We start from the raw sequence: 20483 nt of genomic DNA, 5'->3' as shown, positions 1-20483 counted from the left end.
AAGAGGGCAGCCAAAATGGCGAGCATCAATACGAATTACGGCGCAGCAATTGCGCTCCAGAACCTGAACAAGACCAATGCTCAGCTGGAAATGACGCAAAACCGCGTCAACACCGGCATGAAGGTCTCCTCCGCAAAAGACAGTGGCGCGATCTACTCCATCGCGACCGGCCAGCGCGCCAATATGGGCGCCATGGAATCCGTGCGGGCGTCCTTGCAACGTGGTCAATCCATCGTCGATGTGGCCCTGGCCGCCGGCGACACGGTGACGGCCGCTCTGGAAGAGATGAAGGGTCTCGCCGTCAGTCTGGCCAGCTCCACCGGCGCTGCTCAAACCTCCTATCTCACCGACTTCCGCGCGCTGGGGGCGGAAATCACCTCTGCCCTGGCCGGCGCCACATTCGACGGCGTCAACCTGTGGACCGGCGCCACTGCGACCAGTCTGATCAAGGATGTCAGCGGCGGCACCACTGATATCGGCTTCACCGTCGCTGGTGGTACTGCGGCCGCTGCAGCGATCACCACCGTCACCAACCAGAGTATCGCCGCCGGCGCCGCGACCACGGCGGCCGTTGATACGGCCATTGCGGCCGTGACCGGCGCTCTGTCGACCCTGGGCACCCAGTCCAAGTCGGTCGGTCGTCAGGTCACCTTCGTCAACAAGCTCCAGGATGCGACCGAAAACGGCATCGGCAACCTGGTGGACGCGGATCTGGCCAAGGAAAGCGCGAAGCTGACCGCCCTGCAGACCAAGCAACAGCTGGGCGTGCAGGCCCTGTCGATCGCGAACTCGTCCAGCCAGACCATACTGAGCCTGTTCCGCAGCTAAGGCCCCCCGCCTTCGAGCATAGCCGTCTTGTCGGCGCGGTCGCCCGCCGATCGCGCCGCTTTTTTAAGCCGCGCTCGGCAAAACTTGCCGGTCGATTGGCCTCAATAGGCAAAACTTGCCTAGCAATAGGGAGGGTGAATCAAAGGTAAACATTTCAATTCAGTAACTTAGGCCGACGCCTCTGGCCCGGCAATTGCTTCTTACCTACCGAGCAAAATGCTCCCTTCGCCAAAATGGCGTTGGACATCACGAAGTGAAAGGAACGCCAAAATGGCGAGTGTGAATACAAATTACGGCGCCTCTATCGCGCTGCAAAATCTGAACAAGACCAACTCGGAGCTGGAGCGGACCCAAAACCGCATCAACACCGGCATGAAGGTCTCGTCGGCCAAGGACAGCGGGGCGATCTTCTCGATCGCTACGTCCCAACGCGCCACCGCCGCCTCTCAGGATGCGGTCCGCTCGGGCCTTCAACGCACCCAGTCGATCACCGACGTGGCCTTGGCCGCCGGCGACACCATCACGACCGCTCTGGAAGAGATGAAGGGTCTGGCCGTTTCGATCCAAGGATCGACCGCCGGCTCCGCCGCCGAAACCGCCTATCTCGCTGAATACAACGCCCTCAGCCTGGAAATCACCTCTGCGATCTCCGGCGCTTCGTTCGACGGCGTCAACAGCCTGACGACGCCTCTGGCCGGCGCAACCATCACCGCCGTCGCTGGCGGGAGCAAGGCGCGCGCCGCCGCAACGACGACGGCCATTGATTCGGCCATCACCACCGTAACGGACGCCCTGTCGACCCTGGGCACCCAGTCCAAGTCGCTGGGTCGTCAGATCACTTTCGTCAATAAATACCAGGACGCTCTTGAAGCCGGCGTGGGCAACCTGGTGGACGCTGACCTGGCCAAGGAAAGCGCGAAGCTGACCGCCCTGCAAACCAAGCAACAGCTGGGCGTGCAGGCGTTGTCGATCGCCAACTCCTCCAGCCAGACCCTGCTGAGCCTCTTCCGTTAAGACCCGGAGACCCGGTCGTTTCGACGGCCGGGTCATAGGCCTTGAACCCTGAGCAAAACGCTCCCGTGGCCAAAACGGCGACGGCCATCACGAAGTGAAGAAGGAACGCCAAAATGGCGAGTGTAAACACGAACTACGGCGCCTCTATCGCGCTGCAGAACCTGAACAAGACCAACGCCGAGTTGGAGCGGACCCAAAACCGCATCAACACCGGCATGAAGGTCTCTTCGGCCAAGGACAGCGGGGCGATCTTCTCGATCGCCACGGGTCAGCGGGCCAACGCTTCCGCTCAAGACGCGGTCCGCAGTTCCATCCAGCGCGGTCAATCGATCGTCGACGTGGCCATGGCCGCCGGCGACACGATTACGGCGGCTCTGGAAGAACAAAAGGGCCTGGCGGTCAGCATCGCCGGATCCACCGGCGCCGCCCAGACCTCCTACCTGGCGGAATACAACGCCCTGGGTACGGAAATCGCCAGCGCACTGTCCGGCGCGACGTTCGACGGCGTCAATCTGTTCTCCGCCAACGCCGCCGCCATCACGGTTCAGACGGGCGCCAGCACCTCCTACACGCTGAAGGCCATCGCCGGCTCCGCGACCTCGGTCGCGACGACGACGGCGGCCGTTGCTGGCGACGCGGGCACGATCGTCGCGACGGTGGATGGAGCCATCACGGCCTTCACCGCCGTCCTGTCCGACTTCGGCACCAAGTCCAAGTCGCTGGGCCGTCAGATCACCTTCGTCAACAAGCTCCAGGACTCCCTGGAAGCCGGCGTGGGCAACCTGGTGGACGCTGACCTGGCCAAGGAAAGCGCGAAGCTGACCGCCCTGCAAACCAAGCAACAGCTGGGCGTGCAGGCGCTGTCGATCGCCAACTCCTCCAGCCAGACCCTGCTGAGCCTCTTCCGCTAAGGCCCGGAGACCCGGTCGTTTCGACGGCCGGGCCATAGGCCTTGAACCCCGAGCAAAATGCTCCCGTCGCCAAAATGGCGACGGCCCTCACGAAGTGAAAAGGAACCGCCAAAATGGCGAGTGTGAATACGAACTACGGCGCCTCTATCGCGCTGCAAAACCTGAACAAGACCAACGCCGAGCTGGAGCGGACCCAAAACCGCATCAACACCGGCATGAAGGTCTCTTCGGCCAAGGACAGCGGGGCGATCTTCTCGATCGCTACGTCCCAACGTGCAAATGCTTCGGCCCAAGACGCGGTCCGCAGCTCCATGCAACGCGGTCAATCGATGGTCGACGTGGCCCTGGCCGCCGGCGACACGATTACTGCGGCGCTGGAAGAGATGAAGGGTCTCGCCGTCAGCATCGCCGGGTCCACCGGCGCCGCACTGACGTCCTACCAGGCGGAGTTCACCGCTCTGGGTACGGAAATCAACAGTGCTCTGGCCGGCGCGAGCTTTGATGGTGTCAATCTGCTGAACACCGCTTCCGGTGCGACCACTACGGTCCGGACCGGAACGGGCGCCTCAGATACCAAGGTCTTGGGTACGGCGACGGCCCTCAGCGCCAATACGGAGCTGGGCTATTTCACCGCAGGCACGACCGCCCAGTACACGACCGCCAACGTCGATCTGGCGATCACGGCCGTCACCAGCGCCCTTTCGACCATCGGCACCCAGTCCAAGTCGCTGGGTCGCAGCATCAGCTTCACCAACAAGCTTCAGGATTCGATCGAAGCCGGCGTGGGGAATCTGGTGGACGCCGATCTGGCCAAGGAAAGCGCCAAGCTGACGGCCCTGCAAACCAAGCAACAGCTGGGCGTGCAGGCCTTGTCGATTGCGAACTCGTCCAGCCAGACCCTGCTGAGCCTGTTCCGTTAAGGCGATAGGCCGGGGCGGTTCACGCCGCTCCGGCCCTTCGTTCTCGTTTTTATCCAGAAGGGCGCGATCCTTTCGCGCAAGGAGCCATGGCTGAGAATGTTGCGAAAATCCCCCCTGTAGGTCTCTTCAAACCGGAGAGCGCCGACAGCCCATCTGTGCCCCGTCCGCAGCAACCGCTTCAAACTGAGGTGGCCCAGGTGGTCGAGCGGTCCGAGGCGAACAAATACCGCCTGACGATCGAAACCGCGGAAGACGGTCGCTTTGTCTACACGGTCAGCGATCCGATCACCGGCAAGGTGGTGCTGAAACTGCCGCGAGACGTCGTGCAGAATCTTGCGACGGACCCTGACTACAAGGGCGGAAATCTGCTGAAAACCTCGATCTAGTCGAGGCTGTTCAGTTCGAATAAGATGACGCCGCCGGCCAGCCGGACGGCGTAAACGTGGTTTCTTTGCCGTTAACCATACGCTCACGATTCATGGTTAATCCTGCAGGGAACAGAACGTCCGGGGCTTGAAGCCATGACCACCAGCATCCACACCAACACCTCGGCGATGATCGCCTTGCAGAATCTGAATCGCACCAACGACCAGTTGGCGTCGACGCAGAGTCGGGTGAATACCGGCCTGAATGTTCAGGGCGCGAAGGATAACGCCGCCGTCTGGGCCGTTGCTCAGGGGCAGCGCGCAGACAAGGGGTCACTGGAAGCTGTCACCACCAGTTTGAACCGCGCGACCTCGATCGCCGACGTGTCCCTGGCGGCGGGCGAACAGATCTCGGACATTCTGGTGGAGATGAAGCAGAAGGCGACGGCCGCCGCCGACCCCAGCCAGACTGCGGCGACTCGCTCATCCTATAATCAAGAATTCCAGTCCCTGCTCAGCTCGATCCAGTCCTTCGCGGACAATGCGATCTTCGACGGCGCCAATATTCTGGACGGGACCGCGACGACGGACCTGACCTTCCTCGCCAGCGCGGACGGCAACGAAACCATCGCGATGAAGCGTCAGAACCTGACGCTTTCTGGCCTCGGTCTGGCGGCCAACTCTTATGACTCCGACGCGGCGACTGCGGGCGTCCAGGCGTGGACCAATAACGCCGGCACGCCTGAGGACGAAACCCTGCTGAACGCGGCGCCGGACCTGCTGACACAGGAAAAGGCCAAGTTCGCGCTGCAACGGGTCGATGACGCCATCGCCGTCGCCAGTTCGCGCCTGTCCGAACTCGGTGCTCAGGCCAAGCAGATCGAACGCCATACGACCTATGTCGGCAAGTTGTCGGACTCGCTGGAATCGGGGATCGGCAATCTGGTCGATGCGGATCTGGCCAAGGAAAGCGCGCGCCTTCAAGCGCTTCAGGTCCAGCAGCAGCTGGGCGTTCAGGCCCTGTCGATCGCCAACCAGGCGCCGCAGATGATCCTGTCGCTGTTTCAAAACTGATACCTAACTTAAGCTTTCATTAGCTGACTCCGTCGCAATGTTGCGACGGAGTCATATTGGATGATCAACAACAGCTATCTGCTGGGTCTCTACGGGGTCACGACGGACACGACGTCGGCGACCACTTCGACCACGTCCACCACCACAAAAAAGAAGACCCAGCCCACCGCGCCCTGGGCTTCCACTGAAATCGCGTCGGCGCCCAAGGCCAGCGACCTGGTGCGGGCGGCCCTGGCGGGGCGGTCCATCATCAACGAGGGTTCGGTCGAACTGGACCTGTCGGGGGCGTCCAGCGACTATCGCAAGATGTTCACCGTCTATCAGGGGCTCAACAGCCTCAGCGCCCTGGCGGACCGGGCAGGCGTCAAGGGGCTGACGACGGCGGAAGCCGCGCAGGTGTCCAAACGCTTCAGCGAGGGTCTGGCCGAGATGTCGGCCTATCTGAAGACCGCCGACTTTGAGGATGTCCGCCTGGTGCAGGGCGTGTCGCAAACGACCGTCAAGTCCGGCTACGCTCAGGAACGGGCCCCGACCACCTTTACGACCCAGCCGCTTCATACCGGCCTGGCGACCACGCCCGTCGCGGCCTTTGACGGCGACGTCAAATTCTCCATGACCGCCAAGACCGCCACTGGAACCCAGACGGTGTCGATGGACCTGTCCGAGATGGGCTCGACCGAAAGGTCGATGGTCAATGTCGTCAGCTATATGAACGGCAAGCTGGAAGCGGCCGGCGTCGCCACCCGCGTCGGAACCCAGTACATCCCCGGCGAGCCTCGAACCATCAAGTCCGGCGACAAGACCATCACATTGCCGGCGGGGCCGGATCAATGGGCGCTGAAGATCACGGGCAGCGCCGGCGAGACCGTCAGCTTCGCTGCGACCGAAACCTCGGACGCCGTCTATGTGACCCAGGGCGCGGGCAAGGCCGGAACCGGCCAACTGCTGAAGTTCCAGGCCGAAGGCGGTTCCGCACCGGCGGCCCAGCAGGGCGTCGACGACTCCTTCTGGGTCGAGGGGCGCGCGGGCCTGACGGATCTCCCTGCCGGCGTCGAGGCTGTGCGCGCCAGCGCCGTCGCGCCCGACGGCTCGGTCTGGGTCGTTGCGGACCTGAAGTCCGGCGACGCCAATCAGCCGATCAAGGGCACGCGCGACGTCGCCCTGATGAAATACGACTCCGCCGGCAATCTGATGCAGACCAAGCTGCTGGGCGCCGCCTCAAGCGCCAATGGCTTCTCCATCGCCATCGATGACGACGGCCGGGTGGCCCTGGCTGGATCGGTCACGGGGGCGCTGGAGCCGGGCAAGAGCGGCGACAACGCCGCGACCGCCGACAGTTTCGTCACCCTGTTCGACAGTTCCGGCAAGGAGCTGTGGACCCAGCGACGCGGGGCCAAGGCGGCCGACGAAGCGACCGAGGTCAGTTTCGGCGCCGACGGCCTGATCTATGTCGCCGGCCGTTCCAAGTCCGCCCTGTCGGGAACCACGGCCCTGGGCGGCTGGGATTCCTATCTTCAGACTTTTGAGGAAAAGCAGCTGAAGATCACCGGGCCGGAAACGGGGGTGAACGTCTCGACCCTGCAGTTCGGTACGGCAGGCGACGACTCGGTCCAGGCCATGACCGTCTCCGGATCGGACCTCTACACAGCCGGCGTCGAGAACGGAAAGGCGATCGTGCGCCGCTTCACGCTCGACGCATCGGGCGTGCCGACCCTGGCCTCGACCCGTGACCTCGGTTACGCCAGCGGCGAGATCGCGGGGATTTCCGTCGAGAACGGCAAGGTCGTCGTGACCGGCCATACCGACAACGCCGCCCTGGACATCGGCACGGTGACCAACGCCCACGCCGGCGGCAAGGACGTCTTCGTCGCCACCCTGTCGGCCGATCTTCAGGCCTCGGGCGACGACCGGCTGACCTATTTCGGCGGGGCAGGGGACGACACCGCCGCCGATGTCGAGATCAAGGACGGCAAGGTCTGGATCACCGGCACGAACCGGGCCGAGGGCGCGGCCAACGAAGATCCGACCTACGGCTATCTGGCCCGCATCGATCTGGCGACCGGGGCGGTCGAGAAGAACCAGACCTGGCGCGCCGCCGACGACCAGGCCAAGCCCACCAGCCTCAGCATCGCCTCGGGCGGCGCCAGCGTCCTGGACCGACTGGGCCTGCCCCAGGGCGAGATCATGCAGGCGGACTCCAAGCTGCTGACCGTCAGCACGGCCGCGCGGGTCGGCGATCAGTTCAGCATTTCTCCGGCTGGCGGCGGACGGGCCGTGACCGTGACCATCGACGCCAAGGACACGCTGGAGACCCTGGCCAAGAAGATCGTCAATGCTTCGGGCCGCCAGCTGGACGCCAAGGTCGTGACGGACCTGAAGGCCGTGCCGGTCACTCAGCGGCTGCAAATCTCGACGGCGGCGAACCGGGAAGGCGCGATCATCTCGTCTGGCGCCGTCGGCAAGGACGCTCTGTCGGCCCTGGGGTTGAGCCCTGGATTCATCGCTCCCGTCAAGGCGGACAAGGACGCGCCCAAGACCTTTGGCCTGGACCTGTCGAACAAGTTGAACCTGAACGACGCCGCCGGAATCAAGGCGGCCATCGACGGCATCGCCAGCGCCATGACCGCGGTCCGCTCGGCCTACAAATCTTTGGCCCCCTCGACCACCACGGCCACCAATACCCAGACGGGCAAGGGCTCATCCACCGCCTATCAGCAGACCCAGCTCGCCAATTTCCAGGCCGCGCTCAGCCGCCTGACGGCCTGATCGACGCACCGTCGGCGTCTGTGGCGCCTAGGCGGTTGACGCCCGGCGCCGGTTCCGGGTTATTGGGCGCCTCAGTTGTGAAAGCCCCTCATGGCCCTTCCGAACGACAATCGCGTCATCATCGCCATCGGCGCAGGTCTGGTGATCATCGCCGCCGTAGTGCTGGCCCTGATCTTCACCGGCGGCGGCGACAAGACGCCCGAGGCCCCGCCTGCCGCCAAGGGCGGGCTGACGGTCGATCTGGCCGACGCCCCCTCGCTGGAGCCGACGCGCGAGCTGCGCTGTTTCGTCGACGGTCAGTTCGTCGGCATGGCGACCCTGGCTGACTGCGCCCAGCGCAACGGTCTGGCCACCGACGCCCTGGATGTCGGCATCGACGAGACGGGGGCTCTGGCCGCCGCCCCGACCGCCGCCTTCGCCCCGCCGCCGGAACTGCCCCCGGTCGAGATGGCTGAGGCCGATCCCATGCCGAGCCCCGCTCCGGGCGCCGCCACGCCCAGCACCCCGGCCCCAGCGCAGTCCGCCGGCTCCCAGTGTCTGCGCCACGCCGGTTCGGAATGGCGCGTCCTGTCCAGCGGCATGAGCCTGAACGCCTGCGTCCAGGCCCTGTACGCCGGAACCTGCGTCCGCCCGGGCGACGCCCAGTATGGCCGGTGGGGCGATACGACGCTGCGGCTCGTCCCGCGCCGGGTGGAACAGTCGGGCGACAACAGCCGTTTCCGCACCCTGGCGGAGCAGGATCGTAACTGCCAATTTCCGGGTTTGAACTGATGCGCGTCTTCGCTGTCTCCGCCATCGCAACCGCCGCCGTTCTGGCGGCGTGCAGCAACCAGCCCAAGTTCGAGTTCGAGCCTGGCGTCTGCTATTTCGTCGCCACGCCGGACGGACAGGAGCCGCGCCTGCAGAAGATGGGCGAGAACGTCGCCCAGATCGAACTGTGCGCCGGTCAGCTGGAGGAAATGCGTCTGCGCTTCCTGCGCATGGGCGGCTCGAACCAGGAGGTGGCGGGCGCCTATCAGGGCCGCTTCATCTTCGTGGACCGCGAGGGCGTGAAGTTCGGCAAGAGCCTGACGGGCACCCGCTTCTTCGCCATGGCCCGCACCGGCGACGGCCGTCTGGCCATTCCCGGCGCCATCCAGCGCGACGAGACCGGGCGACCCATCGCGATCGCGGCGCCGCCGCCCGAGACGAAGTAGGGTGGCGACCCTCGCCACATAAGAGACTTGCGTGGCGTGAACAAAGGTGGAACATTTGGTTAATCCACCGGTTTGGCGGGTCTGATGTCGAATGCGGCTGGCGGTGATCGGCGGCGGCTCTAAGACATCCGGCTGAATTACGGGGCGGGCGAGGGACTCGCCGCTCCCTACGAGAAGGAAGTTTCCATGGCGGGCAGCGTCAACAAGGTCATTCTGGTCGGCAATCTGGGCCGCGATCCGGAAATTCGGTCCATGCCGAACGGCGACCGCATCGCCAACCTGTCGATCGCGACCTCGGAAACCTGGCGCGACAAGTCCTCGGGCGAGCGCAAGGAAAAGACCGAGTGGCACCGGGTCGTCATCTTCAACGACAACATCGTCAAGGTGGTCGAGAACTATGTGAAGAAGGGCTCGACCGTCTATATCGAGGGCGCGCTCCAGACCCGCAAATGGACCGACCAGCAGGGCGTCGAGAAATATTCGACCGAGATCGTGGTCAGCCGCTTCAAGGGTGAACTGACCATGCTGGGCGGTCGTTCGGACGGCGCGTCGCAAGGCGGCGGCTACGGCGGCGGCGGCGGCGGCGGCGGCGGTCGCGGTGACGACGACTATTCCTCGGGCTTCTCCACCGGCGGCGCCAACAAGCCGAGCGGCCCCAAGGAAAGCTACGACCTGAACGACGACATTCCGTTCTAAGATTTCGACGTGGGGCGGGGGCCTTACAGCTATCGTGAGGATCTCGCCGTTCCGGCCTTTCCGGACGACCGGCCCCTGGTTCTGTTCGACGGGGATTGCGCGCTCTGCTCCGGCTCGGCGCGCAAGATCCTGAAGGCTGACCGGGCCGGGCTGTTCCGGCTGGCCCCGACCCAGTCGCCTTTGGGCCGGGCGCTTTTGACGCATTATGGCGTCAGTCCCGACGCCCCCTCCACCATGCTGCTGATTCAGGACGGCGTGGCGCGCGAACGCTCCGACGCCGTCCTGGCCATCGCCGCCCAGCTGCCCGCGCCTTATCGTTGGGCGAGCGTCGGGCGGATCGCGCCTCGGTTCATTCGTGACCGGCTGTACGACTTTGTGGCGCGCCGCCGCCGCCGTTTTCCCGGTGCGACCTGGTGCGCCCTTCCTCCGGCGGGCGTCGATCTGAAGGATAGAGTGCTGGGATGAGCGGACGGGTGCTGGTGCTCGGCGCCAACGGCTTCATCGGCTCGCATGTGGCGGCGGCCCTGTCCGCCGAGGGCTGGAGCGTGAGAGCGGGCGCGCGGCGTATCGCCGAACCGTCCCGACGCGCCCCGAGCTTCGACTGGGTCGCGGCCGACTTTTCGAAACTGACGACGGCCCAGGCCTGGGCGCCGCTTCTGGACGGGGTGTCGACCGTGGTGAACTGCGTCGGCGTCTTGCAGGACGGCGGCGGCGACAGCACCCGCGCCGCCCATGTCGATGGTCCGCGCGCCCTGATCGCGGCGTGTGAGGCGGCGGGCGTGTCTCGGCTGATCCACATCTCCGCCGTCGGCGCCGATGAAGCGGCGGGCACCGACTACGCCCGCACCAAGGCGCAGACTGAACGGCTGGTCGCTGACAGCGCGCTGGATTGGCTAATCCTGCGGCCGTCGCTGGTGGTGGACCGGGCGGCCTTCGGCGGCACAGGCCTGATCCGCGCGCTGGCGGCCTTCCCGCTGTTTTCGCCGGTCGTCGGCGGCGACCAGACCTTCCGTCCAATCCCCTTGGGCGATCTGACCGCCGCCATCGTCGCGGCCCTGCGACCCGGCGCACCGTCGCGTCTGACCCTGGACATGCCGGGACCAGAGGCGGTGACCATGGCCCAGACGGTGCGGCTCTATCGCGGCTGGCTCGGTCTGAAGCCTGCGCCGGTGGTGCGCGTTCCGCGCGTCTTTGCCGCGCCCGCTTTGGCGGTCGGAGATCTGCTGGGGCGGTTGGGCTGGTCTTCGCCGATTCGCACCACGGCTATGCGCCAGATGGACCATGATGTGTCCGGCCAGGATAGCGGCTGGGCCGAGCGTTTGGGCGTGTCGTCGCGTGGCTTCACTCGTTTTCTGGCCGAGACCCCGGCCTCGGTCCAGGACGTCTGGCACGCCCGCCTGTGGTTCGTCCGCCCGATTTCGATCCTGACCCTGGGCCTGTTCTGGCTGATCACCGGCCTGATCAGTTTCGGCCCCGGCTGGAACGGCGCCGTCGCCATCCTGCACGAGGGCGGCTATGGCCGCTGGGCCGGGCCGGTCGCCTGGTGGGGCGCCCTGCTGGATGTCGTGCTCGGGTTGGCGCTGTTCGTGCGGCGCTGGACGGCGCGGGTGGCGGTCTTCATGTGTCTGGCGACGGTCGGCTATTTGATCGCAGGCACGCTCAGCCTGCCGCACTACTGGATCGACCCCTTGGGGCCGTGGCTCAAGGTCTTGCCGATGATGGCGCTCTGCCTGTTCGTGGCCGCAACGGACGCCCGTCGATGAGCCTCTATTTCGCGTTGAAGATCGTCCACATCCTGTCCGGCGCCGTCCTGTTCGGCACGGGGGCGGGCATCGCCTTCTTCATGCTGCGCGCCCACGCGACCAAGGACGCAAAGACGGTGGCCGAGGTCGGCCGCATCGTGGTCCTGGCCGATTTCGTCTTCACCACCAGCGCTGTGGTGGTCCAACCGATCAGCGGCCTGGGCTTGATCCATTTGCAGGGCTGGTCCCTGACCAGTCCCTGGCTGCTGGCCGCCTATGGTCTTTATGTCTTCGTCGGCGTCTGCTGGCTGCCGGTCGTCTGGATCCAGTATCGAATGATGAAACTGGCCGAGCAGGCGGCGGGGCAGGGGGCGCCCCTGCCACCCGCCTATCATCGCCTGTTCCGCTGGTGGTTCGCCCTGGGCTGGCCCGCCTTCGCCGGCGTCCTGGCCATCTACTGGCTGATGGTCGCCAAGCCGACCTTCTGAGGCCCTACCAGACCGCCTTGTCGAAATGGCGCAGGATCACCTGGTCGGCAGTGATCAGCTTCGCCCCGTCGGCCATGGCGTTCGCCACGATCAGTCGGTCGAACGGATCGCGCGTCCAGGCGAAGCGGCAGGCGGCCTCTGATACAGCGGTCATTGAGGCGTCTGACTGAACCAACCCGATCTGCTCCTCCAGCGTCGCGATCATGGCGGGAACGGACGGGGGACTGATGCGGCCCAACTCGGTCAGGATTTCCAGCTCGACGATCACAAGCGGCGAAATCATCGGCGCGCTCGTACGTCGCAGCAGCTTTTGCGCCGCGTCCCCAAGGTTGCGGGTTTTGCGCAGATAGAGCCAGGCGACGATTTGGGTGTCGAGATGGATCACTTGTCGCCGAAGTCGAACTTGGCGTCCGGATCCCAGGTCCAATGGCTCTTGTTGGTGTCGATGTCGTCCGCCCAGTCGTCGGCGCCTTCCCGCACCCCTTGGGCCATATAGGCGTCCCAGCGTTCCTCAGGTGTTGTTGGTTTGGTGACCGCCTCGGCGACCAGCGTCAGCCGCCGTCCGCCGCGCCGGATCACCAGCGGTTCGCCGGTTTCCAGCACGCTGTCGACCAGTCGGAACAGGTCCTTGCGCAGGGCGGTCAAGGTGACTTCGATCATATGTACATGCTGCGCTCGAGACATGTACATGTCAAATGCAACGCGCCGACACGCCATTTGACGGGCGAAGAGGCTCCCGCCGTGCGATAGGCGGGCATGACCGACGCCGCCCCCGCGCCATCCGCCCCGCCGGCCTCCAAGCCTCACGCCCTGTCCGGGCTCGAGATCGCCGCCATCGTGGCGATCATCGTCGTCTGGGGCGTGAACAATGCGGGGGCCAAGCTGGCGACCGAGACCCTGCCGCCGCTGCTGGTCGGGGCGATCCGGTTCGGCATCGCCACCGCCTGTTTGCTCGTCTTCGTCCGGCCGCCCTTCCCGGACTGGAGAAGTCTGACGCTGATCGTCATCCTCGGCGGACCGATTCAGTACGGCCTGGCCTACACCGCCTATTGGATGGCGACGGACGTCAGCCCCGTGACGGTGGCCAACCAGCTGTGGATTCCCTTCACCGCCCTGTTCGCCTTCCTGATCCTGGGCGAGCGGCTCAGCAGGGCGGCCCTGATCGGCATGGGCGTGGCCTTCGTCGGCGTCGCCTGGATGACGTTGGACGCCCATGCGCTTCAGGACTGGAAGGCGATCCTGGTCGCCATCGCCGCCGGCGCTGCCTGGGGCGTGACGACCGTCGTTGCGCGACGCACCACCTCGATTCCGCCGCTGAAGATGCAGGGCCTGCTGGCCCTGGGCGCCTTCCCGGTCATGGCCTTCGGCTCGGCGGTGTTCGAGCATGGGCAGTGGGAGGCGGTTCAACGCGCCAGCCCCATGGTCTGGGCCGCCCTGCTATGGGCTGGGATCACCTCGTCGGTCCTGGCGACGACCCTGTTGTTCTGGCTGGTTCAAAGGCGCGAGGCGGGGCGGGTGACGCCCTATCTGCTGGTGACGCCGGTGGTGTCGATGCTGATCGGTTGGGGCTTGATGGGCGACGTCCTGACGCCCCAGATCCTGACCGGCTCGGCCATCACCATGGGCGGGGTCGCCTTGGTCGCCCTGGCCGAACGGGGCTTGCGCGCCGGCGCCGCCAAGGCTTGATCATCTCCTGAGCCCTTCAGGAGACCACCGTGAACCACGCCCCCGTTGACGCCGACCATGTCTCCCGCCGCTGGCTAGGCAAGGCGACGCACGAACTGCCCGCCAACGCCGCCAGCGTCGTTCGCAGCGCCGCCGAACGCCGTCCGATTTCCGAGGATGTCAACGAGACCTTCGACGACCGCCAGACCTTCGGCGAGCGGTTGGCGGATCGGGTGGCGATGTTCGGCGGATCTTGGACCTTCCTGATGGCCTTTGCGGCCTTCCTGGCAGCCTGGACGGTGCTGAACCTGATCCTCGGGCGCCAGGCCTTCGATCCCTATCCCTTCATCTTCCTGAACCTGATGTTGTCGATGGTCGCCGCCGCCCAGGCCCCCATCATCATGATGAGCCAGAACCGCCAGGCGACGAAGGACCGGCTGGACGCCGGCAACGACTACCAGGTCAATCTCAAAGCCGAGATCGAGATCATGGCCCTGCTGGACAGGGTGGAGCACTTGACCGCCCGCCAGCAGGAACAGACCCAAATGATCGAGCGGTTGTTGGCCGACAAAGGCCGGTGACGCCACACCCCCGTCATCCTCGGGCTTGACCCGAGGGCCGGGGGTTCAGCAGCATTGCGACAGGGGCGACCCACAGCCCGACCGGCGTCCGATCCTCGGGTCAAGCCCGAGGATGACGGAGTAGGGCGCGGGAACTCAGCTCGCGCTCAACGCCGCGCAGGCCACCCGCTCGCCGGCCCCGCCGATGGGCTGGGTCGAATGGTCGTCTCGGTTGGCGTGGATGATGATCGCCGAGCCGTCGGCGTCCCACAGCCATTGGCCCGGTCCTTCCGAAGAAATCCGCGCGCGGGTCGTGAACAGTTCGGCGTTCACCTTGCCGTCCGCCCCGGCGTAGACGTTCGGCAGATCGCCGTCGTCCGGCCCGGCCGCGTTCAGCAGGCCGTGCGGCGCCTTGGGCTCGGCGTGATTGATATGGCCGCCGGACGAGGTGAAGGGCGCGGCGCAGGCGCCGGTCGCATGGATGTGGATGCCGTGCCAGCCGGGCGTCAGGCCCGAGGCCTCGACCTTGATCACCAGGCCGGTCGGCCCCTGACGCAGATCGACTCGGCCGATATTGGCGCCCTGGGCGTTGATCAGAACGGCCTGTCCGGTCGCGCCGACGGGCGCCCGTTCGGCCTGCATCTGGGCCGCGTCGGCGGTCGAAGCGCAGGCCCCGATCAGGGCCAAAGGGGAGGCGAGGAGGAGGGCGGCGGCGATGTGGTTTGCGCGCATGTGGAAAGTCCTTTCAGAGACGGGCTTTCACGGCGGCGTCGCTTTGCCACCGAGGCCCTTGGATGCTAGAAATCGTCACAGCGGATCACGTTCCGATTCCGGCCGCATAAAGCCACGCTTCATTGACCGACGACAGCTACGAAAACGCCGCAACTCCGATCAACGGTGGAGGCGGCGGCTCCGATATTTCCACGATCACGATCGAGGACGAACTGAAGCGTTCGTACCTCGACTACGCCATGAGCGTGATCGTCTCGCGCGCCCTTCCCGACGCCCGTGACGGCCTCAAGCCGGTTCACCGTCGCATCCTGTATTCGATGCACGACCTGAACATGACGCCCGAGCGCAGCTATTCGAAATGCGCCCGTGTGGTCGGCGACGTGCTGGGCCGGTTCCACCCCCACGGCGACGCCTCGGTCTATATGGCCCTGGTGCGGATGGCCCAGCCCTTCTCGATGGGTCTGATGCTGGTCGATGGTCAGGGCAATTTCGGCTCGGTCGACGGCGATATGCCCGCCTCGATGCGTTACACCGAGGCCAAGATGGCCCCGGCCGCCGTCGCTCTGATGGCCGACATCGACAAGGACACCGTCGATTTCCAGCCCAACTACGACGAGAAGGAGCTGGAGCCGGTCGTCCTGCCGAGCCGGATTCCCAACCTGCTGGTCAATGGCGCAGGCGGCATCGCCGTTGGCATGGCGACCAATATCCCGCCGCATAACCTGGGCGAGGTCGTCGATGCGGCCCTGGCCCTGCTGGACGATCCCAACGTCTCCGACGACGCCCTGCTGGACATCGTGCCTGGTCCCGACTTCCCGACCGGCGGCGAGATCATGGGCCGCACCGCCCCGCGCAATGCGCTGCGCGACGGTCGCGGCTCGGTGGTCGTGCGCGGCCGCGCCTCGGTGGAAGAGATCCGTAAGGATCGCGAGGCCATCGTCGTCACCGAACTGCCGTTCCAGGTCAACAAACAGACCCTGATCGAACGCATCGCCGAAATGGTGCGTGAGAAGCGTCTGGAAGGCATTTCCGACGTCCGCGACGAATCCGACCGCCAGGGCATGCGGATCGTCATCGAGCTGAAGCGCGACGCCTCGGGCGACGTCATCCTGAACCAGCTGTGGCGCTATACCGCCATGCAGAGCTCGTTCGGCGTCAACATGCTGGCGCTGAACCACGGCCGGCCCGAACAGATGGGTCTGCGCGACCTGTTGCAGATCTTCCTCGACTTCCGTGAGGAAGTCGTCGTCCGCCGCGTCAAATTCGAACTGAACAAGGCCCGCGACCGTGGCCACGTCCTGGTCGGTCTGGCCGTCGCCGTCGCCAATATCGACGAGGTCATCCACATCATCCGCTCGTCGGCCGATCCGACCGAGGCGCGCGAACGGCTGCAAGGCAAGTCCTGGCCGGTCGGCGACATGATGGCCCTGGTCGAGCTGATCGCCGACCCGCGCACCGTCATTGTGGAGGGCGACAAGATACGCCTGACCGACGAACAGGCCCGGGCCATCCTGGCCCTGACCCTGTCGCGTCTGACCGGCCTGGGCCGTGACGACATCTTCGGCGAGGCGAACGGCCTGGCCGACACCATCCAGGGCCACCTGACCATCCTGTCGGACCGCAAGAACGTCCTGGCCATCATTCGCGAAGACCTGATCGACGTGAAGGCCAAGTTCGCCGTGCCGCGTCGCACCCTGATCGGGGAAGGCGACGGCGAGATGGAGGACGAGGACCTGATCCCGCGCGAGGACATGGTCGTCACCGTCACCCACGGCGGCTACGTCAAGCGCGTCGCCCTGAACGCCTATCGGACCCAGCATCGCGGCGGCAAGGGCCGTTCGGGCATGTCGATGAAGGACGAGGACGCCATCACCGGCGTGTTCAGCGCCTCGACCCACACCCCGGTCCTGTTCTTCGCCACCAACGGCAAGGCCTACAAGCTGAAGACCTGGCGTCTGCCGCTGGGCAATCCGCAGTCGCGCGGCAAGGCCTTCGTCAATCTGCTGCCCATCGAGCCGGGCGACAGCATCATGAACGTCCTGCCCCTGCCCGAGGACGAGACGACCTGGGGCGACTACGACATCATGTTCGCCACCAGCTCGGGCGACGTGCGCCGCAACAAGCTGTCGGACTTCGCCACGGTCAACCGCGCCGGCAAGATCGCCATGAAGCTGGAAGGCGACGACCGTATGGTCGGCGTCGGCCTGTGCACCGCCGATGACGACGTGCTGCTGACCACGGCGCTGGGTCGGGCGATCCGGTTCAAGGCCGACGATGTGCGCGTGTTCAAGGGCAGGGATTCGACCGGCGTCAGGGGCGTGCGGCTGCAGGACGGCGACGAGGTCATCTCCATGGCCATCCTGGGCCGCGTCGATGCGACGCCGGAGGAACGCTCGGCCTACGTCAAACACGCCAACGCCATGCGCAAGGCCCTGGCCGGCGCGGAGGCGGAAGAGGATGTCGCGGCTCCGGCCGAGGCTGAAGACGAGGTCGCCGACGCGGCTCTGACCGTGGAACGGATCGCCGAACTGGGCGCCGCCGAACAGTTCATCCTGACAGTCACCGAGACCGGCTTCGGCAAGCGCTCCTCGGCCTACGAGTATCGCCGCACCGGTCGCGGCGGTCAGGGCCTGACGGCCCACGGTCTGGGCGGTCGCGCAGGCACGCGCCTGGCGGCGGCCTTCCCGGTCGAGGAAACCGACGACCTGCTGCTGGTCACCTCGGGCGGTCAGATGATCCGCACCCGTATGGACCAGGTCCGCATCGTCGGCCGCTCCAGCCAGGGCGTCACCATCTTCCGCACCGGCAAGGACGAAAAGGTCGTCTCGGTCGAACGCCTGCCGGAAAGCGGCGGTTCGGATGAGGCGGACGTCGCGAGTGAAGAGGGCGGCGAGGACTGATCAGGCTCAGTTCTTCCGCTCATCCCGGCGAAAGCCGGGACCCAGTGCTTTGGGCGAATGCTCGTGATCGCGTCACGTGATGGTCGTCCAACGCATTGCCGAGCGAAAGAACTGGGTCCCGGCTTTCGCCGGGATGAGCGGAATGGAGTGCCATGGACATCCTGATCGACGGCCTCCCCGCCAGCCCTGAAGACCTCGCCCACCAGGCACTCGTCAACTACGGCGCCTACACTTCCTTCCGCGTCGAGCACGGCGCGGTCCGGGGGCTGGACCTGCATCTCGAACGCCTGGACCAGGCCGCCGTCGAACTGTTCGGCGAAAGCCCCGGCGAGGCCGAGTTCCGGCGTCTGTTGGCGCGCGCTGTCGAGGGACGTGACAAGGCCTGGATGCGCGTCAGCCTGTTCTCGCCCGAGATCGGCCATCGCAATCCGTCCTTCGTCGGCCGACCCAAGGTGATGACCGTCGTCTCGCCGCCCCCGCCGCCGCTGGCCGCCCAAATGCGGGTGACGGCTGTGCCCCATGGCCGCGAAACCCCCCACCTGAAACACGTCGCCACCTTCGGTCAGACGCGCGTGCGCCGGGCGGCGCGGGCGGCGGGCTTCGACGACGCCCTGTTCGTCGATGATCAGGGCCATGTGTCCGAGGGCGTGACCTGGAACGTCGGCTTCATCGAGGGGGACCGCATCGTCTGGCCCCAGGCGCCGATGCTGGCGGGCGTGACCCAGGTCCTGATTGAGCGCGGCTTGGCTGGGTTGGGCCTATCGTCACAGACCCGCCCGGTGCATCTTTCGGAAATCGCAGGCTTCGATGGCGCATTCCTGTGCAACAGCGCCACGCCCGCCTGTCCCATCACGGCAATTGACGACACGGTTTTCGCCGTCGATCCGACCCTGATGACGGCGATCGAAACCGCCTGGGCCGCCAATGATCCGCTGCCCTTGACGGTCCAGTCCTCCTAATTCTTCAAGAAAAGACCAGCGAATTCAGTATCGACGTCTGCAAGTTCAGCACTCGGCGCGCCTGGGTTTACGGCGGGTGTAAAGTCGCGCGATGACCGACATGACGCCAAAACCCGCCCCGCCGTCCCACCCGCCTGCATTGGCGCTTTGTCGCCTTGTGACCCTGTTTTTACGACACGCCTCTACGCCAACGGGCTGCTAGGCCGAACCTTTCGCACCTGCTAAGTCACGCCGAACAGCAGGCGACACGCTGGGGAGACACGCCATGCGCATCGGACTCTATCCGGGCACCTTTGATCCGGTGACGAACGGTCACACTGATATCATCAAGCGGGCGTTGAAGCTGGTGGATCGTGTGGTCATCGGCGTGGCCCAGAACGACGACAAGGGGCCGCTGTTCTCCACGGCCGAGCGGGTGGAGATGCTCCAGGCCGAGGTGGTGAACCTGGGCGGCGATATCGTGGTTCAGCCCTTCTCGACCCTGCTGATGCATTTTGCGGAAGAGCTGAACGCCAATGTCATCATTCGCGGTTTGCGCGCGGTCGCCGACTTCGAATACGAGTTCCAGATGACGGCCATGAACCAGCGCCTCAATCAGAACATCGAGACGGTATTCCTGATGGCCGATCCGCGGCATCAGGCCATCGCCTCGCGGCTGGTCAAGGAAATCGCCCGTCTGGACGGCGCGATCGACAGTTTCGTCAGCCCCGCCATCGCCGCGCGCGTGCGGGACAAGGTCAAGAACAGAGGATGAGTTCGTCAATGCGTCTTGGTGTGATCGCGGCGGCCGCCGCCGCTCTTCTGGCGTCGGCTGCGACCCAGGCTCCGGCTATAGCCCAAGCTAAGGCCCCAGCCCCGGCTCAAGCCCAGGTCCAGGCTCCCGCTGCGGACTGGCGCACCGTCGCGCCGGAGAACCTGCTGGTTATCGACACCTCCAAGGGCCGTGTTCTGGTCGAGCTGACGCCGGTCGCCGCCCCCGCCCACGCCGAACGCATCCGCACCCTGGCCAACCAGGGCTTCTATGATGGGCTGAAGTTCCACCGCGTCATCCCCGACTTCATGGCCCAGACCGGCGACCCGCAGGGCACCGGCGAGGGCGGCAGCGAACTGCCCGATCTGAAGGCCGAGTTCAGCTTCCGCCGCGGTCGCGACGCCGGTTTCGTCGCCGTGCCGAACGCGGGACAGGGCGTGCGCGGTCTGGTCGGCGTCCTGCCGGTCGAGACCCAGCCCGACGCCCAGATGATGATCACCGCCGACTTCAAGGTCACCGCCCACGGCCTGTTCTGCCCCGGCGTCCTGGGCATGGCGCGCGCCGGCGCCCCCGACACCGCCAACAGCCAGTTCTTCCTGATGATGGGAGACCGGGATCAGTTGAACGGCGTCTACACCGCCTTTGGTCGCGTGGTCTCGGGCCTGGATGTGGTCAACAAGCTGAACAAGGGCACGGACGCCGACGACGGCAAGGTGGCCAATCCCGACATCATGACGCGGGTTCGCATGGCCTCGGCCCTGCCGGAGGGCGAACGCCCGACCGTGCGGGTGCTGAACCCCGCCAGCGCCGCCTTCGCAGAACGTATCGCCGCCACCCGCACCGCGCGCGGCGGCGGCTTCAACATCTGCGACGTCCAGCCGGTGGCCGAGGTCGTCGGCGGCTAAGGACTATATGA

The 20483-nt window shown here is 65.7% G+C and carries 22 protein-coding genes; 19 read left to right on the top strand and 3 right to left on the bottom strand.

All coding sequences use genetic code 11. The features are described from left to right. The first annotated feature begins 15 nt into the window (after nt 1-15). The 13 genes from ACW177_RS12920 (at nt 16) to ACW177_RS12860 (ending at nt 12000) form a co-directional block, all read left to right on the top strand. Entirely contained in the window at nt 16-828 is an 813-nt protein-coding gene (locus ACW177_RS12920) for a flagellin (RefSeq protein ID WP_492026097.1), read from the top strand. Between the two features lie 270 nt (nt 829-1098). Next, on the top strand, nt 1099-1842 hold the full coding sequence (locus ACW177_RS12915; protein ID WP_492026096.1) for a flagellin: 744 nt from the start codon (nt 1099-1101) through the stop codon (nt 1840-1842). A 113-nt stretch (nt 1843-1955) separates the two neighbouring features. Continuing rightward, entirely contained in the window at nt 1956-2753 is a 798-nt protein-coding gene (locus ACW177_RS12910) for a flagellin (RefSeq protein WP_492026095.1), read from the top strand. Nucleotides 2754-2866: 113 nt separating this feature from the next. Further along, complete coding sequence (locus tag ACW177_RS12905; RefSeq protein WP_492026094.1) at nt 2867-3673, top strand: flagellin; 807 nt, start codon at nt 2867-2869, stop codon at nt 3671-3673. Nucleotides 3674-3759: 86 nt separating this feature from the next. Next, a complete protein-coding gene (locus ACW177_RS12900) occupies nt 3760-4059 on the top strand; it encodes a hypothetical protein (RefSeq protein WP_492026093.1) in 300 nt (99 codons plus the stop codon). Between the two features lie 135 nt (nt 4060-4194). Beyond that, complete coding sequence (locus ACW177_RS12895) at nt 4195-5112, top strand: flagellin (protein WP_492026092.1); 918 nt, start codon at nt 4195-4197, stop codon at nt 5110-5112. Nucleotides 5113-5172: 60 nt separating this feature from the next. Beyond that, nucleotides 5173-7878, top strand: a complete 2706-nt coding sequence (locus tag ACW177_RS12890) for a transcriptional regulator (RefSeq protein ID WP_492026091.1) — start codon at nt 5173-5175, stop codon at nt 7876-7878. Nucleotides 7879-7968: 90 nt separating this feature from the next. Next, the gene (locus ACW177_RS12885; protein WP_492026090.1) at nt 7969-8649 is read left to right on the top strand and encodes a hypothetical protein; all 681 of its coding nucleotides are present in this window, start codon (nt 7969-7971) and stop codon (nt 8647-8649) included. Continuing rightward, entirely contained in the window at nt 8649-9074 is a 426-nt protein-coding gene (locus tag ACW177_RS12880) for a PDC sensor domain-containing protein (protein WP_492026089.1), read from the top strand. The genes ACW177_RS12885 and ACW177_RS12880 overlap by 1 nt, the downstream gene beginning before the upstream one ends. Nucleotides 9075-9260: 186 nt before the next feature. Next, on the top strand, nt 9261-9770 hold the full coding sequence (ssb, locus tag ACW177_RS12875) for a single-stranded DNA-binding protein (protein WP_492026088.1): 510 nt from the start codon (nt 9261-9263) through the stop codon (nt 9768-9770). 9 nt (nt 9771-9779) lie between these two features. Further along, nucleotides 9780-10235 carry a thiol-disulfide oxidoreductase DCC family protein gene (locus tag ACW177_RS12870; protein ID WP_492026087.1) on the top strand — a complete coding sequence of 152 codons (456 nt, stop codon included), beginning with the start codon at nt 9780-9782 and terminating at the stop codon, nt 10233-10235. Beyond that, a complete protein-coding gene (locus ACW177_RS12865; protein ID WP_492026086.1) occupies nt 10232-11533 on the top strand; it encodes an SDR family oxidoreductase in 1302 nt (433 codons plus the stop codon). The genes ACW177_RS12870 and ACW177_RS12865 overlap by 4 nt, the downstream gene beginning before the upstream one ends. Beyond that, nucleotides 11530-12000 carry a DUF2269 family protein gene (locus ACW177_RS12860; protein WP_492026085.1) on the top strand — a complete coding sequence of 157 codons (471 nt, stop codon included), beginning with the start codon at nt 11530-11532 and terminating at the stop codon, nt 11998-12000. Before ACW177_RS12865 ends, ACW177_RS12860 begins: the two co-directional genes overlap by 4 nt. A gap of 4 nt (nt 12001-12004) precedes the next feature. Here ACW177_RS12860 and ACW177_RS12855 read toward each other — a convergent pair whose 3' ends face one another. Both ACW177_RS12855 and ACW177_RS12850 read right to left on the bottom strand, forming a co-directional pair. Next, complete coding sequence (locus ACW177_RS12855; RefSeq protein WP_492026084.1) at nt 12005-12385, bottom strand: type II toxin-antitoxin system VapC family toxin; 381 nt, start codon at nt 12383-12385, stop codon at nt 12005-12007. Beyond that, nucleotides 12382-12660 carry a hypothetical protein gene (locus tag ACW177_RS12850; RefSeq protein ID WP_492026083.1) on the bottom strand — a complete coding sequence of 93 codons (279 nt, stop codon included), beginning with the start codon at nt 12658-12660 and terminating at the stop codon, nt 12382-12384. Before ACW177_RS12850 ends, ACW177_RS12855 begins: the two co-directional genes overlap by 4 nt. Nucleotides 12661-12756: 96 nt before the next feature. Here ACW177_RS12850 and ACW177_RS12845 point away from each other — a divergent pair, with 96 nt between their 5' ends. Both ACW177_RS12845 and ACW177_RS12840 read left to right on the top strand, forming a co-directional pair. After that, entirely contained in the window at nt 12757-13686 is a 930-nt protein-coding gene (locus ACW177_RS12845; protein WP_492026082.1) for a DMT family transporter, read from the top strand. A gap of 29 nt (nt 13687-13715) precedes the next feature. Next, nucleotides 13716-14246 carry a DUF1003 domain-containing protein gene (locus ACW177_RS12840; RefSeq protein WP_492026081.1) on the top strand — a complete coding sequence of 177 codons (531 nt, stop codon included), beginning with the start codon at nt 13716-13718 and terminating at the stop codon, nt 14244-14246. A gap of 135 nt (nt 14247-14381) precedes the next feature. Here ACW177_RS12840 and ACW177_RS12835 read toward each other — a convergent pair whose 3' ends face one another. Further along, nucleotides 14382-14957, bottom strand: coding sequence for a superoxide dismutase family protein (locus tag ACW177_RS12835; protein WP_492026080.1), 576 nt, complete (start codon nt 14955-14957; stop codon nt 14382-14384). Between the two features lie 122 nt (nt 14958-15079). On the opposite strand from ACW177_RS12835, the gene gyrA reads away from it, so the two are divergent. The 4 genes from gyrA (at nt 15080) to ACW177_RS12815 (ending at nt 20472) form a co-directional block, all read left to right on the top strand. Continuing rightward, complete coding sequence (gene gyrA / locus ACW177_RS12830) at nt 15080-17857, top strand: DNA gyrase subunit A (protein WP_492026079.1); 2778 nt, start codon at nt 15080-15082, stop codon at nt 17855-17857. Nucleotides 17858-18009: 152 nt separating this feature from the next. After that, a complete protein-coding gene (locus ACW177_RS12825; protein ID WP_492026078.1) occupies nt 18010-18816 on the top strand; it encodes an aminotransferase class IV in 807 nt (268 codons plus the stop codon). 265 nt (nt 18817-19081) lie between these two features. Beyond that, the gene (coaD, locus tag ACW177_RS12820) at nt 19082-19570 is read left to right on the top strand and encodes a pantetheine-phosphate adenylyltransferase (protein ID WP_492026077.1); all 489 of its coding nucleotides are present in this window, start codon (nt 19082-19084) and stop codon (nt 19568-19570) included. 8 nt (nt 19571-19578) lie between these two features. Then, complete coding sequence (locus tag ACW177_RS12815; RefSeq protein ID WP_492026076.1) at nt 19579-20472, top strand: peptidylprolyl isomerase; 894 nt, start codon at nt 19579-19581, stop codon at nt 20470-20472. Nucleotides 20473-20483: the final 11 nt, after the last annotated feature.

It is taken from the genome of Brevundimonas sp. AVps23W, from assembly GCF_058681395.1.
Note: the sequence above shows the minus strand (reverse complement) of the source record. Positions and strands in the feature narration are given on the sequence as shown.

Excerpts from the sequence above, each read along its gene's own strand:
- ACW177_RS12920 (WP_492026097.1), top strand. The coding sequence starts at position 16 with ATGGCGAGCATCAATACGAATTACGGCGCAGCAATTGCGCTCCAGAAC.
- ACW177_RS12915 (WP_492026096.1), top strand. The coding sequence starts at position 1,099 with ATGGCGAGTGTGAATACAAATTACGGCGCCTCTATCGCGCTGCAAAAT.
- ACW177_RS12910 (WP_492026095.1), top strand. The coding sequence starts at position 1,956 with ATGGCGAGTGTAAACACGAACTACGGCGCCTCTATCGCGCTGCAGAAC.
- ACW177_RS12905 (WP_492026094.1), top strand. The coding sequence starts at position 2,867 with ATGGCGAGTGTGAATACGAACTACGGCGCCTCTATCGCGCTGCAAAAC.
- ACW177_RS12900 (WP_492026093.1), top strand. The coding sequence starts at position 3,760 with ATGGCTGAGAATGTTGCGAAAATCCCCCCTGTAGGTCTCTTCAAACCG.
- ACW177_RS12895 (WP_492026092.1), top strand. The coding sequence starts at position 4,195 with ATGACCACCAGCATCCACACCAACACCTCGGCGATGATCGCCTTGCAG.
- ACW177_RS12890 (WP_492026091.1), top strand. The coding sequence starts at position 5,173 with ATGATCAACAACAGCTATCTGCTGGGTCTCTACGGGGTCACGACGGAC.
- ACW177_RS12885 (WP_492026090.1), top strand. The coding sequence starts at position 7,969 with ATGGCCCTTCCGAACGACAATCGCGTCATCATCGCCATCGGCGCAGGT.
- ACW177_RS12880 (WP_492026089.1), top strand. The coding sequence starts at position 8,649 with ATGCGCGTCTTCGCTGTCTCCGCCATCGCAACCGCCGCCGTTCTGGCG.
- ssb (WP_492026088.1), top strand. The coding sequence starts at position 9,261 with ATGGCGGGCAGCGTCAACAAGGTCATTCTGGTCGGCAATCTGGGCCGC.
- ACW177_RS12865 (WP_492026086.1), top strand. The coding sequence starts at position 10,232 with ATGAGCGGACGGGTGCTGGTGCTCGGCGCCAACGGCTTCATCGGCTCG.
- ACW177_RS12860 (WP_492026085.1), top strand. The coding sequence starts at position 11,530 with ATGAGCCTCTATTTCGCGTTGAAGATCGTCCACATCCTGTCCGGCGCC.
- ACW177_RS12850 (WP_492026083.1), bottom strand. The coding sequence starts at position 12,660 with ATGATCGAAGTCACCTTGACCGCCCTGCGCAAGGACCTGTTCCGACTG.
- ACW177_RS12845 (WP_492026082.1), top strand. The coding sequence starts at position 12,757 with ATGACCGACGCCGCCCCCGCGCCATCCGCCCCGCCGGCCTCCAAGCCT.
- ACW177_RS12835 (WP_492026080.1), bottom strand. The coding sequence starts at position 14,957 with ATGCGCGCAAACCACATCGCCGCCGCCCTCCTCCTCGCCTCCCCTTTG.
- ACW177_RS12825 (WP_492026078.1), top strand. The coding sequence starts at position 18,010 with ATGGACATCCTGATCGACGGCCTCCCCGCCAGCCCTGAAGACCTCGCC.
- coaD (WP_492026077.1), top strand. The coding sequence starts at position 19,082 with ATGCGCATCGGACTCTATCCGGGCACCTTTGATCCGGTGACGAACGGT.
- ACW177_RS12815 (WP_492026076.1), top strand. The coding sequence starts at position 19,579 with ATGCGTCTTGGTGTGATCGCGGCGGCCGCCGCCGCTCTTCTGGCGTCG.